This window comes from Rhodococcus sp. MPR-R1B, assembly GCF_058793255.1.
In genome coordinates this window covers 147,229-165,300 of record NZ_JBXAFO010000004.1, presented here as the reverse complement: position 1 = coordinate 165,300, position 18,072 = coordinate 147,229, and the positions used below count along the sequence as shown (strand labels likewise).

Annotated in this window: 17 protein-coding genes; 9 read left to right on the top strand and 8 right to left on the bottom strand. The window is 63.8% G+C overall.

Annotated features, from left to right (window positions below; all coding sequences use genetic code 11):
- Positions 1–18: 18 nt before the first annotated feature.
- The 6 genes from AC1Q61_RS08215 to AC1Q61_RS08190 all read right to left on the bottom strand — a co-directional run bounded on the left by AC1Q61_RS08215 (position 19) and on the right by AC1Q61_RS08190 (position 6,308).
- A complete protein-coding gene (locus AC1Q61_RS08215; RefSeq protein ID WP_030536614.1) occupies positions 19–795 on the bottom strand; it encodes a DUF998 domain-containing protein in 777 nt (258 codons plus the stop codon).
- Positions 796–889: 94 nt separating this feature from the next.
- The gene (locus AC1Q61_RS08210) at positions 890–1,645 is read right to left on the bottom strand and encodes a sirohydrochlorin chelatase (protein WP_118602583.1); all 756 of its coding nucleotides are present in this window, start codon (positions 1,643–1,645) and stop codon (positions 890–892) included.
- 4 nt (positions 1,646–1,649) lie between these two features.
- A complete protein-coding gene (locus AC1Q61_RS08205) occupies positions 1,650–2,936 on the bottom strand; it encodes a sulfate adenylyltransferase subunit 1 (RefSeq protein ID WP_020969973.1) in 1,287 nt (428 codons plus the stop codon).
- Positions 2,936–3,871, bottom strand: coding sequence for a sulfate adenylyltransferase subunit CysD (gene cysD / locus AC1Q61_RS08200; protein ID WP_058039499.1), 936 nt, complete (start codon positions 3,869–3,871; stop codon positions 2,936–2,938). The genes AC1Q61_RS08205 and cysD overlap by 1 nt, the downstream gene beginning before the upstream one ends.
- The gene (locus AC1Q61_RS08195) at positions 3,868–4,581 is read right to left on the bottom strand and encodes a phosphoadenylyl-sulfate reductase (RefSeq protein WP_042924073.1); all 714 of its coding nucleotides are present in this window, start codon (positions 4,579–4,581) and stop codon (positions 3,868–3,870) included. Before AC1Q61_RS08195 ends, cysD begins: the two co-directional genes overlap by 4 nt.
- On the bottom strand, positions 4,578–6,308 hold the full coding sequence (locus tag AC1Q61_RS08190) for a nitrite/sulfite reductase (RefSeq protein ID WP_019749031.1): 1,731 nt from the start codon (positions 6,306–6,308) through the stop codon (positions 4,578–4,580). Before AC1Q61_RS08190 ends, AC1Q61_RS08195 begins: the two co-directional genes overlap by 4 nt.
- A 503-nt stretch (positions 6,309–6,811) precedes the next feature.
- Between AC1Q61_RS08190 and hemW the strand changes: the two genes are divergently transcribed.
- Positions 6,812–8,038, top strand: a complete 1,227-nt coding sequence (hemW, locus tag AC1Q61_RS08185; RefSeq protein WP_492650873.1) for a radical SAM family heme chaperone HemW — start codon at positions 6,812–6,814, stop codon at positions 8,036–8,038.
- Between the two features lie 35 nt (positions 8,039–8,073).
- On the top strand, positions 8,074–8,694 hold the full coding sequence (locus AC1Q61_RS08180) for a CG0192-related protein (protein ID WP_492650872.1): 621 nt from the start codon (positions 8,074–8,076) through the stop codon (positions 8,692–8,694).
- A 26-nt stretch (positions 8,695–8,720) separates the two neighbouring features.
- On the opposite strand, the gene AC1Q61_RS08175 is transcribed toward AC1Q61_RS08180, so the two are convergent.
- The gene (locus AC1Q61_RS08175; RefSeq protein ID WP_003944521.1) at positions 8,721–9,044 is read right to left on the bottom strand and encodes a type II toxin-antitoxin system VapB family antitoxin; all 324 of its coding nucleotides are present in this window, start codon (positions 9,042–9,044) and stop codon (positions 8,721–8,723) included.
- A gap of 157 nt (positions 9,045–9,201) precedes the next feature.
- Between AC1Q61_RS08175 and hrcA the strand changes: the two genes are divergently transcribed.
- The 5 genes from hrcA to AC1Q61_RS08150 all read left to right on the top strand — a co-directional run bounded on the left by hrcA (position 9,202) and on the right by AC1Q61_RS08150 (position 14,435).
- Positions 9,202–10,245, top strand: a complete 1,044-nt coding sequence (gene hrcA / locus AC1Q61_RS08170) for a heat-inducible transcriptional repressor HrcA (protein ID WP_019749027.1) — start codon at positions 9,202–9,204, stop codon at positions 10,243–10,245.
- Positions 10,246–10,326: 81 nt separating this feature from the next.
- Positions 10,327–11,478: a molecular chaperone DnaJ gene (gene dnaJ, locus AC1Q61_RS08165; protein ID WP_019749026.1), complete on the top strand. Its 1,152-nt coding sequence runs from the start codon at positions 10,327–10,329 to the stop codon at positions 11,476–11,478.
- 2 nt (positions 11,479–11,480) lie between these two features.
- On the top strand, positions 11,481–12,242 hold the full coding sequence (locus tag AC1Q61_RS08160) for a 16S rRNA (uracil(1498)-N(3))-methyltransferase (protein WP_021333396.1): 762 nt from the start codon (positions 11,481–11,483) through the stop codon (positions 12,240–12,242).
- A gap of 163 nt (positions 12,243–12,405) precedes the next feature.
- Positions 12,406–13,644 carry a L,D-transpeptidase gene (locus tag AC1Q61_RS08155; protein WP_020908192.1) on the top strand — a complete coding sequence of 413 codons (1,239 nt, stop codon included), beginning with the start codon at positions 12,406–12,408 and terminating at the stop codon, positions 13,642–13,644.
- Positions 13,645–13,658: 14 nt separating this feature from the next.
- Entirely contained in the window at positions 13,659–14,435 is a 777-nt protein-coding gene (locus tag AC1Q61_RS08150; protein ID WP_021333395.1) for an alpha/beta hydrolase family protein, read from the top strand.
- Here AC1Q61_RS08150 and AC1Q61_RS08145 read toward each other — a convergent pair.
- Positions 14,427–16,031 carry an MFS transporter gene (locus tag AC1Q61_RS08145; protein WP_492650871.1) on the bottom strand — a complete coding sequence of 535 codons (1,605 nt, stop codon included), beginning with the start codon at positions 16,029–16,031 and terminating at the stop codon, positions 14,427–14,429. The two genes, AC1Q61_RS08150 and AC1Q61_RS08145, sit on opposite strands and share 9 nt — an antisense overlap.
- Positions 16,032–16,159: 128 nt before the next feature.
- Between AC1Q61_RS08145 and AC1Q61_RS08140 the strand changes: the two genes are divergently transcribed.
- Both AC1Q61_RS08140 and AC1Q61_RS08135 read left to right on the top strand, forming a co-directional pair.
- Positions 16,160–16,855 (top strand): TetR/AcrR family transcriptional regulator, encoded by a 696-nt coding sequence (locus AC1Q61_RS08140; protein WP_019749021.1) that lies wholly within the window; start codon positions 16,160–16,162, stop codon positions 16,853–16,855.
- Between the two features lie 112 nt (positions 16,856–16,967).
- Positions 16,968–18,056 carry a PhoH family protein gene (locus tag AC1Q61_RS08135; protein WP_019749020.1) on the top strand — a complete coding sequence of 363 codons (1,089 nt, stop codon included), beginning with the start codon at positions 16,968–16,970 and terminating at the stop codon, positions 18,054–18,056.
- The last annotated feature ends 16 nt before the right edge of the window (positions 18,057–18,072 follow it).

The window sequence follows — 18,072 nt, the reverse complement described above, 5'->3', positions numbered from 1 at the left end:
CTGCTCACCCCCGGTTCGCTACAAACCGGTCAGCTCCCGTGGTGCGAGAACGTCGGTGGGCACTGCCGCGCGAGATCGACGCGGGCGCAACGACAACAGAGCGGTGATGAATCCGTTACCGGACAGTGTCAGTTCCACGTTCTTCAACACGGTTCGGCGCATCAACGCAAGCAGGGCTGCGACGCCGGTGACGGCCATCCACATAGGCAGCGGGTACAGCGTCAGGCGTTCACCAAGGCCGAAAGTGAGGGTTCGTCCGAGAAGCAGTACGGCACCTACGATTCCGGTAGCCGCGCACAGCCCCGACCACACTGCGATCCATTTGCTGTGCTTCCAGAATTGAATTGCCATGAGGACGAGAACGGCATGACGTGCGACGAAGCCGGGAAGTACGGCGGTCCAATGAACGAAGGTCCCGTCGTTCGCCGGGAAGAGGCCGGTGGCCGCGGTGCTCAATGCAACGACGACGGCAAGACCGAGAATCCACTTCTTCGCACGACCGTCCGGAATGTACTTGTGCAGCAAGGCTGCACCGAGGATGGTGAGCGCACCGAGGATCATGAAGGCCGCGTTCATCACGTCGTGCATCGGCGAACACGAATCCACGCTGCATGTCGTCACGCCCAGCGAACTGATGGAGTCGCGCGCGAAGCTGTACGGCGTCTTCCATGCTCCGGCTGTGAAGATTTCGACAAGCAGGTAGAGCACCGACAGGACCCATGCGATGCCGGCTGTGCCGAGGCGAAGATTGTGAGTGATGGTGTTCCCTCTCGCGGCGCTCTGAGGGGATTGCACCCAAAGATCTGTTTCGCAGGCGAAGGAGGTACCTTCGCGAGCTGGACAGATCCAACACTACGGTAACAATCTGATAACGGCCTGTGAAACCGGATCAGGCGGAGCGGACCAGACGGTCGGGTAGTGCATCAGCGACTTGTCGGTAACGGTCGATCATCGTTTCGATCAGTAGAGAGTGCCCACCGATCGTGTCGGCGAAACGCGCGCGCGGACATGCAGTTGCTGCGGCAGCGCTGAGTCGATCGGTCAGTAGGCCGGGAGCCAAGAACCACGGCGCGACGACAACACGTTCGGCGCCGTCCTGCTCGAGTGCGGAGATCGCCTGGGTAACTGTCGGTTCCGCGGATGTTGCGAAACAGATTCGAACGCCCGACCAGTTGGTTCCGCCGAGGAGAGTGGACGCCAATTCTGCGGTCGCGGCATTGGCGCGCGCGTCGGACGAGCCGACTGCCGCAAGAGCGACACCGACCGACGGATCGTCCGGCCGGGCACCCGCTTCGAGAATTCGCTCGCGTACTGCCTCGATCAGCCGAGCATCGCGACCCAGTACGTCTGCTTGGAACACGGTCAACTGGGGGTGGCGTGTCGCGGCAGTGGCCAAGAGTCCGGGCAGATCTACCCGAGCGTGGAAGGCATTGCCCAGCAGCATCGGAACAACAACGGCGTGAGTGTGGCCGTCGTGTGCAACTCCGTCCAGGACCTGATCGATGGACGGTGCATTGAGGTCGAGAAACGCCAGCCGGACATCGAGGTCTGGCCGGACTTCACGAAGAGCTGCCACAGCAGCCGCGATCACCCGAGCAGAACGGGGGTCACGGCTGCCGTGCGCGACAGCGATGAGCGGAACCATCGACTTAGACGCGCTCGCCCAATTCGACAGCGGAAATGACGTCGCCCACCAGGCCGGCTGCGAGAGTGTTTCCACCAGCGGGATCGATCAGCAGGAAGCTGCCGGTGTGGCGGTTCACGGCGTAGTCGTCAGCCACGATCGGCTCGGCCACCCGGATGGAGATCTTGCCGATCTCGTTGAGCTCGAGAGTGTCCGGACCCTGATCCGTGGTGAGGTCCTGCTCGTTGAAGCGTTCCACCAAGCTGCCCACGATGGCCTGCGTCGTTCGCGTGCCGTGCTTGAGCAGCAGACGTGCACCGGGGCGCAGTGACTTCTCGGCCAGCCAGCAGACAGTGGCGTCGAATTCGCCGATCGGCTCGGGTGCGTCGGACGGCGATGCGATGGTGTCGCCGCGAGAGACGTCGACGTCGTCGGCCAGGATCAGCGTGACGCTGCGTCCGGCGTGGGCGACGTCCAGTTCGCCGTCGGCCGTGTCGATACGTGTGACGGTGGTGCGCGTACCCGAGGGCAGGATCACCACTTCGTCGCCGGGCACGACGGAACCGGCAGCGACCTGACCGGCGTAGCCGCGGTAGTCGAGGAACTCTGCGGTGCGGGGGCGGATCACGTACTGCACCGGGAAACGTAGACCGACGCGATGTGGCTCGGCGTCGACCGGAATCGACTCGAGGTGCTCGATCAGCGTGGGGCCGGTGTAGTACGGGGTCTTGTCGGAGCGGATGGCGACGTTGTCACCGTGCAGTGCCGACACCGGGATCTCGACGACGTCTTCGCTTGCCCAGCCCAGTGAGCTGGTGAGTTCGTTGAACTCGGCGGAGATCGAGGTGAAGACCTCTTCGGGGTTCTCGACGAGGTCGATCTTGTTCACGGCGAGAACGAGCTTCGGGACACCGAGCAACGCGAGAACCGCTGCGTGCCTGCGAGTCTGCGCGATGACGCCCTTGCGAGCATCGACCAGCAGGATCACGAGCTGAGCCGTCGAGGCACCGGAGACCGTGTTGCGGGTGTACTGCACGTGGCCCGGTGTATCGGCGAGCACGAAGGTGCGCTTGGGGGTCGCGAAGTAGCGGTACGCCACGTCGATGGTGATGCCCTGCTCACGCTCGGCGCGCAGTCCGTCCACCAGGAGCGACAGGTCAGGGGTGTCGAGACCGCGGTCCACCGACGCACGGGTCACGGCGTCGATCTGGTCGGCGAGAACGGATTTCGTGTCGTACAACAGGCGGCCCACGAGTGTGGACTTTCCGTCGTCGACGCTGCCGGCAGTTGCCAGTCTGAGCAGATCGCTCATCAGAAGTAGCCCTCTCGCTTGCGGTCTTCCATGGCCGCTTCGGAAACTCGGTCGTCGCCACGGGTCGCGCCGCGCTCGGTCAAACGTGATGCCGCAACCTCGGCGAGGATCGCTTCGTTGTCGGCCGCATCGGAGAGAACAGCACCGGTGGTCGAACCGTCGCCGACGGTGCGGTATCGCACCGAAAGGGTCTGCAGCTCTTCGCTGTCAGCCGGACCACCCCAGACTCCGGGGGTCATCCACATGCCGTCGCGCTGGTACACCGGACGCTGGTGGGCGTAGTAGATGCTGGCGAGTTCGACGTTGTCGCGGGCGATGTAGCGCCAGATGTCCAGCTCGGTGAAGTTGCTGAGCGGGAAGACGCGCACCTGCTCGCCGGGGGAGTGGCGACCGTTGTAGAGGTTCCACAGCTCCGGGCGCTGCTTCTTGGGATCCCACTGGCCGAAAGCGTTGCGCAGTGAGAAGATCCGCTCCTTGGCGCGGGCGCGCTCCTCGTCGCGGCGAGCACCACCGAAGACGGCGTCGAAGCGATTCTCCGAGATCGCGTCCAGCAACGGCACGGTCTGCAGCGGGTTGCGGATACCGTCGGGGCGCTCGGTGAGGCGGCCGTCCGCGATGTACTCCTCGACGCTGGCCACGTGCAGGCGCAGGTTGTACTTGGCCACCACGTGGTCGCGGAAGTCGAGGACTTCCTGCAGGTTGTGGCCGGTGTCGACATGCAGCAGGGTGAACGGCAACGGCGCAGGCCAGAAGGCCTTGATCGCCAGGTGCAGCAGCACGGTGGAGTCCTTACCGCCCGAGAAGAGAATGACCGGGCGTTCGAATTCGCCGGCCACCTCTCGGAAGATGTGGATCGCTTCGGACTCGAGGGCGTCGAGAGTATCGAACTGTGTGCCGTCGAGCTGAGGCCGTGAAGGTGTCAAGTCAACTGTCATGATGCGTGCAACCCGCATTCTGTCTTGGAGGCACCGGCCCAACGACCGCTACGCGGATCGCTGCCGGGGGCTGGCTTGCTGGTGCAGGGTGCGCAGCCGATGGACGGATATCCCTCGTCGACAAGGGGATTGACGAGGATGGAATTGGTGTCGATGTAGTTCTGCATCTCCTCGTCCGACCAGGGAGCGATCGGGTTGATCTTCACGAGTCCGAAGGCTTCGTCGAAGGAGATCAGGGGAGCGTTGGCGCGGGTGGGCGCTTCGACGCGGCGGATGCCGGTCACCCACGCGCTGTACCCGGACAGTGTCTGCTTGAGCGGCGCGACTTTGCGTAGTGCGCAGCAGCGGTTGGGATCACGGGCGAACAGATCCTTGCCCTCGGCGACATCCTGCTCGGCGACGCTTGCCAGCGCACGAGCGTTGATGACGTTGACGCCGTACACCTGCTCGACCGCGTCACGCGTGCCGATGGTTTCGGGGAAGTGATAGCCGGTGTCGAGGAAGAGTACGTCGACGCCCGGATGCACCTGTGCGGCAAGGTGAACCAGCACTCCATCCTGCATGTTCGACGCAACAATGTACGAGTCGCCGAACGTGTCCTCGGTCCACTGCAACAGTTCCTGCGCGCTGGCTCCGTCGAGTTCTACGGCACCGCGCTCGGCGATGGACCGAAGCTCGTCGGCAGTTGCTCGCGAAATGTCCACTGTCATCGCAAATCTCCTTCGTCTGCGCGCACTGCCCATTCGGCGAACCGTTCACCTTCGTTGCGGTTCTTGACGAACTGACGTACGACGCGGTCGATGTAGTCACCCATCTCGACGCTGGTGACCTTGTGCTGGCGCAGCTTGCGTCCGAAGGCGCTGTCGAATCCGAGGCTGCCTCCCAGATGAACCTGGAAACCCTCGACTTGATTCCCCTCACCGTCGTCGACGAGTTGGCCCTTGAAGCCGATGTCGGCGATCTGCGAGCGAGCGCAGGAGTTGGGGCAACCGTTGATGTTGATGGTGATCGGCACGTCGAGCTGGCTGTTGATGTCGGCAAGACGCTGTTCGAGTTCGGGCACGAGCACCTGCGAACGCTTGCGGGTCTCGGCGAACGAGAGCTTGCAGAACTCGATGCCGGAGCAGGCCATCAGGTTCTTGCGCCAGTGCGACGGACGGGCGGGAAGACCCAGCGCGTCGAGATCGGCGATGAGCGGCTCGAGCGTCTCGTCGGCGACGTCGAGGATGATCAGCTTCTGGTACGGAGTGAAGCGGATCCGGTCGCTGCCGGCCTTCTCGGCGGCGTCGGCGACCTGAGCCAGGATGTCTCCCGAGACGCGGCCGGCGATCGGAGCGAAACCGACTGCGTTGTGGCCGTTGCGGGTCTTCTGGATACCGACGTGATCGATCGGGCGCTTGGGCTTCTCCGGCGCGGGGCCGTCGATGAGCGGGCGCTTGAGGTACTCCGTCTCGAGAACCTCGCGGAACTTTTCGATGCCCCAGTCCTTGATGAGGAACTTGAGCCTTGCCTTCGCGCGCAGACGGCGGTAGCCGTAGTCACGGAAGATCGAGACGACTCCCTCCCAGACATCGGGGACCTCGTCGAGCGGAATCCAGGCGCCGACGCGCTGCGCCAGCATCGGGTTGGTGGACAGTCCGCCGCCGACCCAGAGGTCGAGGCCCGGGCCGTGTTCGGGGTGGTTCACGCCGATGAAGGCGATGTCGTTGATCTCGTGAACGACGTCCTGCTGACCGGAGATGGCGGTCTTGAACTTGCGCGGCAGGTTGGAGTACTTGGGGTCGCCGATGTAGCGGCGCACGATCTCGTCGATCGCCGGGGTGGGATCGAGGACCTCGTCGAGCGATTCGCCGGCCAGGGGAGAACCGAGGACGACGCGGGGGCAGTCACCGCACGCTTCGGTGGTCTTGAGTCCGACGGCTTCGAGCCGCTTCCAGATCTCCGGAACGTTCTCGACCTCGATCCAGTGGAACTGGACGTTTTCGCGGTCGGACAGGTCGGCGGTGTTCCGGCCGAATTCCTTCGAGATGCCGGCGATGGTGCGCAGCTGCTCGACGTTGAGAGCGCCGGCGTCGCAACGCACGCGCATCATGAAGTATTTGGCCTCGAGCAGGTCGATGTTCTCGTCGCCGGTGAAGGTGCCGTCGTAGCCTTCTTCGCGCTGGGTGTAGAGACCCCACCAGCGGAAGCGGCCGCGAAGGTCGCCCTTGTCGATGCTGTCGAAGCCCTGCTTGGAGTAGATGTTCTCGATGCGGGCCCGAACGTTGAGCGGGTTGTCGTCCTTCTTGGCCTGCTCGTTGGCGTTGAGCGGCTCGCGGTAACCGAGGGCCCACTGACCTTCGGCGCGACGCTTGGCGGGACGTGCAGCGCGTGCGGGCCGGGCTTCGGCAGGTGCTGCCGAATCGGCGGGTGTGGCGGCGTCGGTGGTCGACGTCATCGATGAACTCCTGGATCTGGGCGGTTGATCGGCACGCGGCACGCACTATCGACGAACTGTGGCGGTGTCTGATCGGGACGCACCGGTCCGTGTCGGAAATCGAGGGGGCTGTCCTCGGTCTCGGAAAGCTCGCGGCCGGCAGGTGTGCTCACGAAAACGAACAGCTGGAGAAGCTGTATCTCTGAAACGACGTGTCTCTGCAGAGAGTTGTTTCGGTGAAGCAGATGGAGATGAGCGGGAAAGGCTGGAAGATCAGTGAAAGATCAACAGCTACACAGGTGCAGACACGACGAGCTGCACACACGCTTGAAGTCGACATGGCGACGCGCCACAAGTCGCACTCCGAGTCCGGTCATGCGGACCATTGTGCCACGTCAACTCGATAATTCCGACTCGGGCGCATATTTCCACGAAAAACGGGGGAAATATCGAGTTCAGGCCACGCGCCGACCTGCATCGCAGGCTGAATAGGTGTGCGTTCCGGATGCTGGGACACTGGAGGCGTGAATGCCACCAGCACGACTCCCACTCGACAGAGCGAGGCGACCCCCTTCGCCTTGCCCGCGCGATCGCTCGAGGGTGTCGGGAAACGGCCGTTCGGGATCTACATCCACGTCCCGTTCTGTGCCACCAGGTGTGGGTACTGCGATTTCAACACCTACACGGCTGGTGAGCTCGGAACCTCGGCGTCGCCGCAGTCGTGGCTGGAGGGTCTGCGACGCGAACTCGATCTCGCGGCCGAGATGACGGGCGCCCCGGCGGCGAAGACGGTGTTCGTGGGCGGTGGAACGCCGTCGCTGCTCGGTGGCGACGGGCTGTCCGACGTGCTGTCGGCGGTTCGCAGCAGCTTCGGCTTGGCGTCCGGCGCCGAAGTGACCACGGAATCGAACCCCGAATCGACGTCGCCGGAATTCTTCGACGCCCTCCGCAGTGCGGGATTCACCCGCATTTCCCTCGGCATGCAGTCCGCGGCTCAGCACGTCCTGAAGATCCTCGACCGCACCCACACTCCCGGCCGCGCCGTCGCTGCCGCGAAAGAGGCTCGCGCAGCTGGTTTTTCGCACGTGAACTTGGATTTGATCTATGGAACGCCGGGGGAGCGAGACCAAGATCTGGACGCCTCACTCGACGCGGTTCTCTCCGCCGATGTCGACCACGTCTCGGCCTACGCGTTGATCGTCGAGGACGGCACCGCCATGGCTCGCAAGGTCAGGCGCGGCGAGCTGCCCGCGCCGGACGACGACGTGCTGGCCTCACGATACGAACGAATCGATTCACGCCTGTCCGAGGCCGGCTTGCACTGGTACGAGGTCTCCAACTGGGCAAAGGCGGAAACCGCGGACTCCGGTGACACCCGGTGCCGTCACAACCTCGGCTACTGGGACGGTGGTGACTGGTGGGGCGCCGGACCGGGCGCGCACAGTCACGTCGGCGGAGTGCGGTGGTGGAACGTCAAGCACCCGGCACGGTACGCGGAACAGTTGGCCCTCGGTGAACTTCCCGTCGGCGGCAGCGAAGACTTGACCGCCGAGGACGAACACATGGAGCGCGTCATGTTGACCGCGCGGTTGCGTACGGGACTTCCGTTGTCGGAACTGTCTGCATCCGAACGCCTTTCGGCCGAACAGGTGGTAGTCGACGGGTTGGCCGCGATCGAGAACGATCACGTGGTTCTCACCGACCGTGGCCGCCTGCTCGCTGATGCGGTGATTCGCACGATCCTGACCTGACGCGGCACCATCCTTCGCCGCGTAATGTGGCCGTGGTGGCCATCATTCATCGTGCGCAGCTGAATCCGTCCAAGAACGACCTGCTCCGAGCGTGGGTGCCCAAGCAGCCATGGGTCGGGTCGGTCGACTGTTCGACGCTCGAACGCGTCGACGCCTATCGTTTCGACGACCCGGACGGCGAGGTCGGAATCGAGACGCACCTGCTCCGCTCTGCCGACGGTCGAATTCTTCAGGTCCCGCTCACTTATCGTGGTGCTCCGCTGGACGGGGCGGAGACTGCGCTGATCGCAACCATGGATCATTCGGTACTGGGCGAGCGGTGGGTGTACGACGCTTGCTGCGATCCGGTCTACGTGAGCGTGGTGGCGACCGCGATTCTGACCGGTGGGGCCGGAGTCGATCTGGTTTTCGCGGACTCCGCCGATCACATCCCGGTGACGGCTCACGTAGTAGGCAGCGGTACGGCCGGCGCTTCCGTACCGGACGTCGAATCGGTGACCTGCTCGACAGTCGGCACCGACTCGATCATCAGCGCGGGAGAACTGGAATTGACCGTGGTGAGAGTGATCGACGCAGATCGAGTGTCAGGCTCGGCGACGCTCACCGGAACCTGGCCGGGGCAGCCGAATCCCGCACTGCTCGCGTTCGTCGGTTGAGTCTCGGCGCCTGAGTCGCGTGAGCGTCAGCGGACGCCCTCGATGACACCGGGCATCGCGTCGAAGTCGAAGACACGCGCGTGCAGCACGACGCGGTTTCGCAGGGCCGAACGAACCGCTCGGTGCAGGCCGTCCTCGAGGTAGAGAGTGCCGCGCCACTGCACTGCGTGAGGGAACAGATCGCCGTAGAAGGTCGAGTCCTCCGACAGCAGGCGATCGAGTTCGAGGACCTTCGTGGTGGTCACGATCTCGTCGAGTCGAACCTGACGTGGAGGGAACTTCGACCAGTCGCGTAGAGACAGTCCGTGATCGGGATACGGTTTGCCGTCCATCACGCCTTTGAAGATCATGTGCCGCCTTGTCCATGGTTGTGCGATCGACCCTTCGCCGATCTCACTCCACAGTAAGGGCAACAGCCGTCTCTGGCGCTCGGGCGATTAGACTGCCAGTGGGAACCGATGTGTAAATGTCGGTGTTCGTTCTGTTCAGGAAACGGAGGTGGCAACGATGTCGAGTACCGACGACAGGCGTTTCGAGGTCTTACGTGCAATCGTGGCCGATTACGTCTCCACCCAGGACCCGGTGGGATCCAAGGCCCTGGTCGAGCGTCACAACCTCGGAGTGTCGAGCGCCACTGTGCGCAACGACATGGCATTCCTCGAGGCCGAGGGCTACATCGCCCAACCGCACACCAGTTCCGGCCGCGTCCCCACCGACAAGGGATACCGCGAATTCGTCGATCGCATCGCCGACGTCAAGCCCATGTCCGGGCCCGAGCGCCGAGCGATCCTGGAGTTCTTGGAGTCGGGTGTCGACCTCGACGACGTTCTGCGTCGTGGGGTGCGACTGCTCGCGCAACTGACCCGTCAGGTCGCGGTTGTCCAATATCCGTCGCTGTCCGCGTCGTCGGTTCGCCACCTCGAGGTGGTCGCATTGACGCCGGCGCGCCTGCTCCTCGTTCTCATCACCGATTCCGGCCGCGTCGATCAGCGAATCGTCGAACTCGGGGACGTCCTCGAAGACGAAGACCTGTCCCGGTTGCGCGCGCTTCTCGGCGGGGCCCTGGAAGGCAAGCGCCTGGCCGCCGCGTCGATTGCCGTGGCGGAACTGGCCGACGAGTCTCCGGCCGACCTGCGCGACGCCGTGATCCGGTCGGCAACGGTTCTGGTCGAGACCCTGGTCGAACATCCGGAAGATCGCCTCGTCCTGGGCGGAACCTCCAACCTCACGCGCAACGCCGCCGATTTCTCCGGTCTGGCCGGCTTCCCCGGTTCGCTGCGCGCAGTGCTCGAAGCACTGGAAGAGCAGGTAGTGGTCCTCAAACTGCTCGCTGCGACGCAGAATTCCGGCACGGTCACCGTTCAGATCGGTGAAGAGACGCAGGTCGAACAGATGCGCGGAACCTCCGTGATTTCGACTGGCTACGGCGCGGCCGGTACCGTTTTCGGTGGTGTCGGTGTGCTCGGACCCACTCGGATGGACTATCCGGGAACAATTGCATCGGTTGCCGCCGTTGCCAGATACATCGGCGAAGTTCTCTCCGAGCGATGACGGACGTCGACATTTGGTCGGCACACCTCCTCGCGAGGACTGAGGAAAACCTAGAAGTAAGAGAAGGACGAGAGACTCAACGTGGCACGGGATTACTACGGATTGCTCGGCGTCGGCAAGAACGCGACAGACCAGGAGCTCAAGCGCGCTTACCGCAAGCTGGCACGCGAACTGCACCCGGACGTCAACCCTGACGAGGCTGCGCAGGCCAAGTTCAAGGAGATCTCAACGGCCTACGAGGTCCTGACCGACCCGGAGAAGCGTCGCATCGTCGATCTCGGCGGAGACCCGCTCGAGTCCGGTGGCGGCGGAGGTGGTGGCTTCGGTGGCGGATTCGGAGGCGGTGGCCTCGGCGACGTCTTCGAAGCATTCTTCGGCGGCGGTGGCGGCGCAGGTCGTGGGCCGCGCGGTCGCGTTCAGCCCGGCGCCGACTCGTTGCTTCGCACCAAGCTGACCCTCGCAGAATGTGCGACGGGCGTCAGCAAGCACGTGACCGTCGAGACGGCCATTCTGTGCGACAGCTGCACCGGAGCCGGAACCAACGGCGACTCCAAGCCTGTCCGCTGTGAGACCTGCAACGGTGCCGGCGAAGTTCAGTCCATCCAGCGCTCGTTCCTCGGCCAGGTCATGACCTCGCGTCCCTGCCCGACGTGCCGCGGTGCCGGTGAGACCATCCCGGATCCCTGCCACAAGTGTGGCGGCGACGGCCGAGTTCGGGCCAAGCGCGACATCACGGTGAAGGTTCCGGCGGGCGTTGCCGGTGGCATGCGCATCCGTTTGACTGCGCAGGGTGAAGTCGGCCCAGGCGGCGGACACCCCGGCGACCTCTACGTCGAGATCGTCGAGCAGCAGCACGACGTCTTCGTTCGGGACGGTGAAGACCTGCACTGCACCATCCGTGTTCCCATGGTCGACGCAGCACTGGGTACCAGCGTCACCGTCGACACCATCATCGACGGCCCCAAGGAAATCACCATCGAGCCAGGCACCCAGCCCGGGCACGTTGCTGTTCTTCGCGGTCACGGTATGCCGAAACTGCGGTCGGGAGTGCGCGGCGACGTCCACGCTCACCTCGAGGTGGTCATCCCGAGCCGCCTCGATCACAAGCAGTCCAAGCTGCTCAAGGAATTCAAGCTGCTCCGCGATCGTGACGAGGCCGAGGTCGTTTCGACGACGTCGCAGAACAGCGGTGGTCTGTTCTCGCGTCTTCGCGAAGCATTCAGCGGCCGCTGACGGTGGCCGCAACGGTCTTCTTTCTCGACCCGGTTCCCGGCGTCGGTGAAATCGCAGTTCTGGACGGGCAGGAGGGTCGCCACGCGGCCACTGTCCGCCGGATCGGTGTCGGCGAGCGTTTGGTGTTGGCCGACGGCCGTGGCCGGGTAGCCGACGCCGAGGTGACGAGCGTCGGCAAGGATCGCCTCGAACTGTTGGTCAGCGACGTTCAGGTTCTCGAGCAGCCCAAGCCGTTGGTGACCCTGATTCAGGCACTGCCCAAGGCCGAGCGCTCCGAGTTGGCCGTCGAACTGGCCACCGAGGCCGGTATCGACGCCGTGATTCCGTGGCAGTCCCTGCGTTGTGTCGCCAAATGGGAAGGCCCGAAGCTCGCCAAGGGCGTCGCACGCTGGCGAAGTGCCGCAGTGTCTGCGGCGAAGCAGTCCAGACGCGCGTTCGTTCCGGAGATTTCGGATCTGCACAAGACGGCGGCGGTGATCGCGTTGGTTCGCGACGCCGTTGCCCGCGGCGCTGTGGTTGCGGTGCTTCACGAATCGGCGACGACGCCGTTGGCCGGCTTGCCGTTGGCGAGCGCGGACGAGGTATTTCTCGTTGTCGGTCCCGAAGGTGGGCTCGACGATTCGGAGATCAGTGCGTTGTCGGAGGCCGGGGCCACTCCGGTGCTTCTCGGGCCGACGGTCCTGCGCACGTCGACGGCCGGAGCCGTCGCTCTCGGCGCAATCGGAGTGCTGACCGATCGCTGGGGACCACGGCCACTGCACTGATCTTGTTGTGACTGCACTGATCTTGTTGTGACTGCACTGACGTTGGTGTGATCCCGAGCTGAATCGGATCCGGCGCTCAGCGAAGTGTCAGATTTGCGCACTATCGTAAGGACGTCGGGGGTCGCCTTCGGCGTGAGTTGGTTCGGGGATTTCAGGAGGCCAGATGTTGTCACGTGCGCATATGCGAATTGCCGGAGCGGTGTGTGCCGCGGCGGCGATGATGCTGGTTGCGGGGTGCACCGTCTCCACCGGAGACAATCCTGGCTCTTCCGGTAATGCCGTCACCACCACACCGACCAGCGAGGCGCTCGTCACCGTCACTCCCGCCGACGGCGGAACCCCCGTGAGCCCCCTCGATCCCATCGAGGTCCAGGTCGCGAAGGGAACACTGACGACCGTCGCGCTGACCAATCCCGAAGGTAAGGAAGTCGCCGGTATCACGACGCCTGACAAGACGTCCTGGAAGCCGAGCGAACCACTCGGATACGGCAAGACCTACAAGCTTGTCGTCGATGCCGTCGACGCGAATGGTGTTGCCACGACCAAGAACACGACGCTGACCACCGTCGCGCCGAGTAATCAGACTCGCGCGTACATCAACACCACCGGTGGCGCCTCGATTTCGGACGGTGGCACGTACGGCGTCGGCACGGTCGTCGCCGTTCATTTCGACGAGTTGATCGGTGACAAAGCCGCGGCCGAGAAGTCTCTGGTGGTCACCACCAATCCGCCCGTACAAGGATCGTGGTACTGGGTCGACGGTCAGAACGTTCACTGGCGTCCGCAGAATTACTACGCACCAGGCACGACGGTCTCGGTGAACGCGAACATCTACGGCAAGCAGTTGGGCAACGGACTGTACGGCCAACAGGACGACACCGTGTCCTTCAAGATCGGCGACTCCCACGTCTCGGTCGCCGACGACAACACCAAGATGGTGACCGTCTACGAAAACGGTCAGGTGATCAAGGAGATGCCGACCTCGATGGGTATGGGCGGCACCGAAACGATCGGCGGCACGACGCTCTCGTTCTGGACCCAGCCCGGCACGTACACCGTGATGGACAAGGCCAATCCCGTCATCATGGATTCGTCGACCTACGGTCTGCCGATCAACTCGCGCCTGGGCTACAAGGAATCCATCAACTGGGCCACCCGCATCAGCACGGACGGTATCTATCTTCACGAGTTGGAGAGCACCGTCTGGGCGCAGGGAAACACCGACACCTCGCACGGTTGCCTCAATCTCAGTGCGGCCAATGCCAAATGGTTCTTCGATTTCTCGCAGCCAGGAGATGTCGTCGAGATCAAGAACACCGGCGGGGCTCCGCTGGAGGTGTGGCAGAACGGCGACTGGACCCTCTCGTGGGCAGACTGGGCCGCAGGCAGCGCCCTCGCCTGAGATAGATTTCCTCGGTGCCTCGATTCAAGATTCCGTACGGCCGACACGAGCAACAGTTCGGGCATCTCTACGTTCCCGACGAGGCGGTTGACGGCCCGATTCCGATCGTCATGCAGATCCACGGAGGCTTCTGGAGCGGGCAGTACGGATTGAATCTGGGCACCGCATTTGCCGTCGAACTCGCGCGGCACGGCGTCGCAGTGTGGAACATCGAATACCGCCGCCTCGGGGCGGGCGGTGGTTGGCCGGAAATGTCCGCCGACGTGAAAACGGCGTACGACGAAATCCCCGGACTGGTTGCCGCGAAGTCCTCGGCCGAATTCGATCTGAATCAGATTCGCCTGCTCGGGCATTCGGCCGGCGGACATCTTGCAGTGTGGCTGGCGGGGGAGAAGGACACGTTCACCCGGCCTGAACGGGTCATCGCGCAGGCTGCCGCACTCGATCTGGCGTCGGCAGGCGAGCGTGGACGACGGATCAGTTTCATCGAGGATCTGTTCGGCGTTCCGTTCGAAGCGGACCCGGATCTGTATCGCAATGCGTCGCCACAGCATCGACTGCCGATCGGCGTACCCGTTGTGTGCGTCACGGGTGCGGAGGATCTGCAGGTGCCGGCCAAGGTGAGCTCCCGGTATGCGAAGGCTGCCGAAGCGGCTGGTGATCCCGTGGCACTGCGCGTGATCGAGGGCGAAGGACACGACGCATTCCTCTCACCCTCGACCGAGTCCTGGCGGGTCTCCCGCGAGTTGGTTCTCGCCGAAGACCCGCTGGCTCCGAGCACGTCAGACTGACACGGGGCCTTCTTGCACAGGGGCCTTCTTGCCCGGCAGGATGAACGCCACGACAACTGCCCCCACGAACAGTGCAAGACCGCCCGCCCAACTGGCCGCCGAAATCGCGTCGGCGTAGGCACTGCCGGCGGCGTCGAGCAACGGCGCTGCCTGAGCTGCAGCCAAGGGGTTGCCTGCCATCTCTTCGGCGACCAACGAAGCGCCGCCGACGGATTCTCCGGACACCTCCATCGCGTATGCGGCCTGTTGCGCCAGCTCACCCGTCAACTGCGGAACCTGCATGCCGCTGATGAATCCTGCGATCGAATCCTTGTAGCTCGCGGCGAGGATCGAGCCCAGGATCGCGATTCCCAGCGAGCCGCCGAGTTCGATGGCGGTGTCGTTGAGGCCACCAGCAGCGCCGAGATCGTCCTCGGAGAAGTTGTCCATGATGGCGTCGGTGGCCGGCGGTTCACTCAAGCCGATGCCCAAGCCGAGCAGGATCAGTGGGACAGCGAACATCCAGTAGCCCGAATCGCCGTCTACCTGCGTGAGAATCAGAACACCGACCGCGGCGACGACCATGCCGCCGACGATGGATGCCCGGACGCCGATCAGCGGAGTGATCCGGCCACTGACCACGGCGCCGATCGAAACGGCAATTGCCAAGGGCAGCAGACGAACACCGGTTTCGAGTGCGCCGTAGCCGAGGATGAACTGGAACTGCTGTGAGATGAAGTAGATGGCACCGAAGGCGGCCAGGAAGAGCAGAAGTACGGCGAGTGTCGCGCCGCCGACCATGCGCTGGCCGAGTTTGCGGACGTCGAGCAGTGGCTGCGGGTGACGCAGTTCCCAGACGACGAACGAGACGAGGCCGATCGCAGCGAGCATGGCGGCGCCGATGGGTCCGCCGGTCCACCCGAAGTGGAATCCGTTGATGATCGAGTACACGAGCGAGCCGATGGTGACCACCGAGAGTGCTCCGCCGATCCAGTCGATCCGGCCCAGGTGCTCGGCCTTGCTCGGAGGCACCAGGATTACGGCGGCGACGGCAGCGACTGCGGCGATCGGGACGTTGATCAGGAAAGTGATGCTCCAGGAATGGCTGTCGAGAATCCATCCGGCCAACAGCGGGCCGAGGGCAATCGCCAGACCCGACGTCGCCGCCCACGCCGCGATGGCGCGTGATCGCTCCGCTTTGGGAAAGGTCGCGACCAGAAGCGAGAGCGTCGCGGGCATGATGATCGCGGCGCCGACGCCCATGATCATTCGTGCCGCGATGGCGGCGTTGGTGGTGTCCGCGATACTGCCGAAGACGGCGCCGCCGGCGAACACGGCGAGTCCGGCCAGAAGCGCTCCGCGGCGACTGTACTTGTCACCGATCACGCCGAACAGCAACATCAGCGCGGCGTAGGGGACTGTGTAGCCGTCGATGACCCATTGCAGTTGCGTGCTGGTGAGCCCGAGGTCTCTGGTCATGTCCGGCGCCGCGACGATCAGCGCGGTATTCGCCATCACGACGATCAGCAGACTCAGGCACAACACCCCGAGCGCGGCCCACCGCCGTGAGTACGGCTGGTCCATCTCCGAGACAGGTTTGCTCATGAGTGTCGTCATGACGCGACTCCGTTCCTGATGATCGAAGAGACTCCTCGATCTATTTGCACACTGATGTGTAAGTTAATAACTTGCACACCGATGTGCAACTATGATTGACCTAGATCACAGTTGGGCAGTCGAAAGAGGTGGAACGCGCGTTGACGCATTCGGGCACAGTCGTTTCGGGAACTGCCGAATCGGGCGGAAGGCAGCGTCGTAGTCAGGCCGCGGCGAATCGCAATCGCATCATCGAGGCGGCGATCACGGCGTTCGCTGCTGATCCGGATGCGAGCATGGACGACGTCGCAAAGGCTGCCGGTGTGGTCAGACGAACCGTGTACGCGCATTTCGACAGCCGTGAGGCGCTGATCAACGGCATCGTGGACGAGGCGTCGACCGATCTCGTTGCTGCGCTGAGCCAAGCCGGTGAGCCGCCCGAGCGCCCCGATCTGGCGACTGCCGTTCTGGCATTGCTGTCATGGCCGGTCGGTGATCGATTCCGGATGCTGCTCAGTTTTGCTCGCAAAGAGTTGGGGGAGCAGCGGATTCTCGATTTGATGGAGCCCGCGCGCGCCGTGAGTATCAGCGTCGTCGAGCGAGGTCAGCGTGACGGCACCTTCTCGACATACCTGCCGGCCGAGACTCTGGTAGCGATGACCGAGGCGATCACGATCACTTTGTTCGATCAGGCCAACAGTGGGCTCATCACCGACTCTGGCGAATCCTTTGCCGCCGTATGCCTGGTCATCGCGGGTATCAGTCCGGATAGAAGCGCCGAGATCGTCGCCGAAGCGTCGGAATGGATCCGAGAATCGCTGCCGTCCGGTCGCCGCGAGGATTAGGCCGGGACGATTAACAAGTGGGCCGTGTCCGACTCTGGCGCTAGACTTCGAAGTATCGAGGCTCACGAGTCGAGTGGGCTGATCGGACCAGAAAGCAGGCCATATTCACCACGTGAGTGAACACAGTGAACTCGACGGGAACCGTGTAACCACCATCACCGATCGCGCTCTGCCCGCAGAGCGCACCGTCCGCTCGAGTATGGATCTGGCGCCGGAGACCGTGCGCCAAATCCTGGGGGCGACGGACGAGAACCTCACCGCGATCGAACGTGAGCTTCGTGCCGACATTCACGTACGTGGCGGAACTGTCTCATTGTCGGGGACGGCTGCAGACGTTGCGCTGGCAGAACGTGTGTTCAGTGAATTGGCGTCGCTGGCCGGTCGGGGGCAACCCATCGCACCGGATGCTGTTCGACGAACCATCGGCATGCTCACCAACGAGGTCGGCGAGTCTCCGGCCGAGGTGCTCTCCCTCGACATTCTTTCGCGTCGGGGCAAGACGATTCGGCCCAAGACCCTCAACCAGAAACGCTACGTCGACGCCATCGACGAGAACACCATCGTGTTCGGAGTCGGCCCGGCCGGTACCGGCAAGACCTACCTCGCCATGGCCAAGGCCGTTCAGGCGTTGCAGGCCAAGCAGGTCTCTCGGATCATCCTGACCAGGCCGGCAGTCGAGGCCGGCGAGCGACTGGGCTTTCTGCCCGGCACGCTGCACGAGAAGATCGATCCGTATCTGCGCCCGCTGCACGACGCATTGCACGACATGATGGATCCCGAGGCGATTCCGAAGTTGATGCAGGCCGGAGTCATCGAGGTCGCTCCGCTCGCTTACATGCGCGGCCGGACGCTCAACGACGCCTTCATCATCTTGGACGAAGCGCAGAACACCACGGCCGAGCAGATGAAGATGTTCCTGACCCGTCTCGGGTTCGGTTCCAAGATCGTGGTCACCGGAGACGTGACCCAGGTCGATCTACCTGGTGGAGCCCGTTCGGGTCTGCGTGCGGCATCCGAAATCCTCACCGGGATCGACGATATTCATTTCGCCACCCTCGACAGCAGTGACGTCGTACGTCATCGGCTGGTCTCCCACATCGTCGACGCTTACGAGCGTCACGAATCGGATCGGTCCGGCGAGTTAGCGGTCGGAAACCGGGCGCAGCGCCGCGCTGCACATGCTCATTCACCGCGACGGTAGGCTGATCGACGCATCA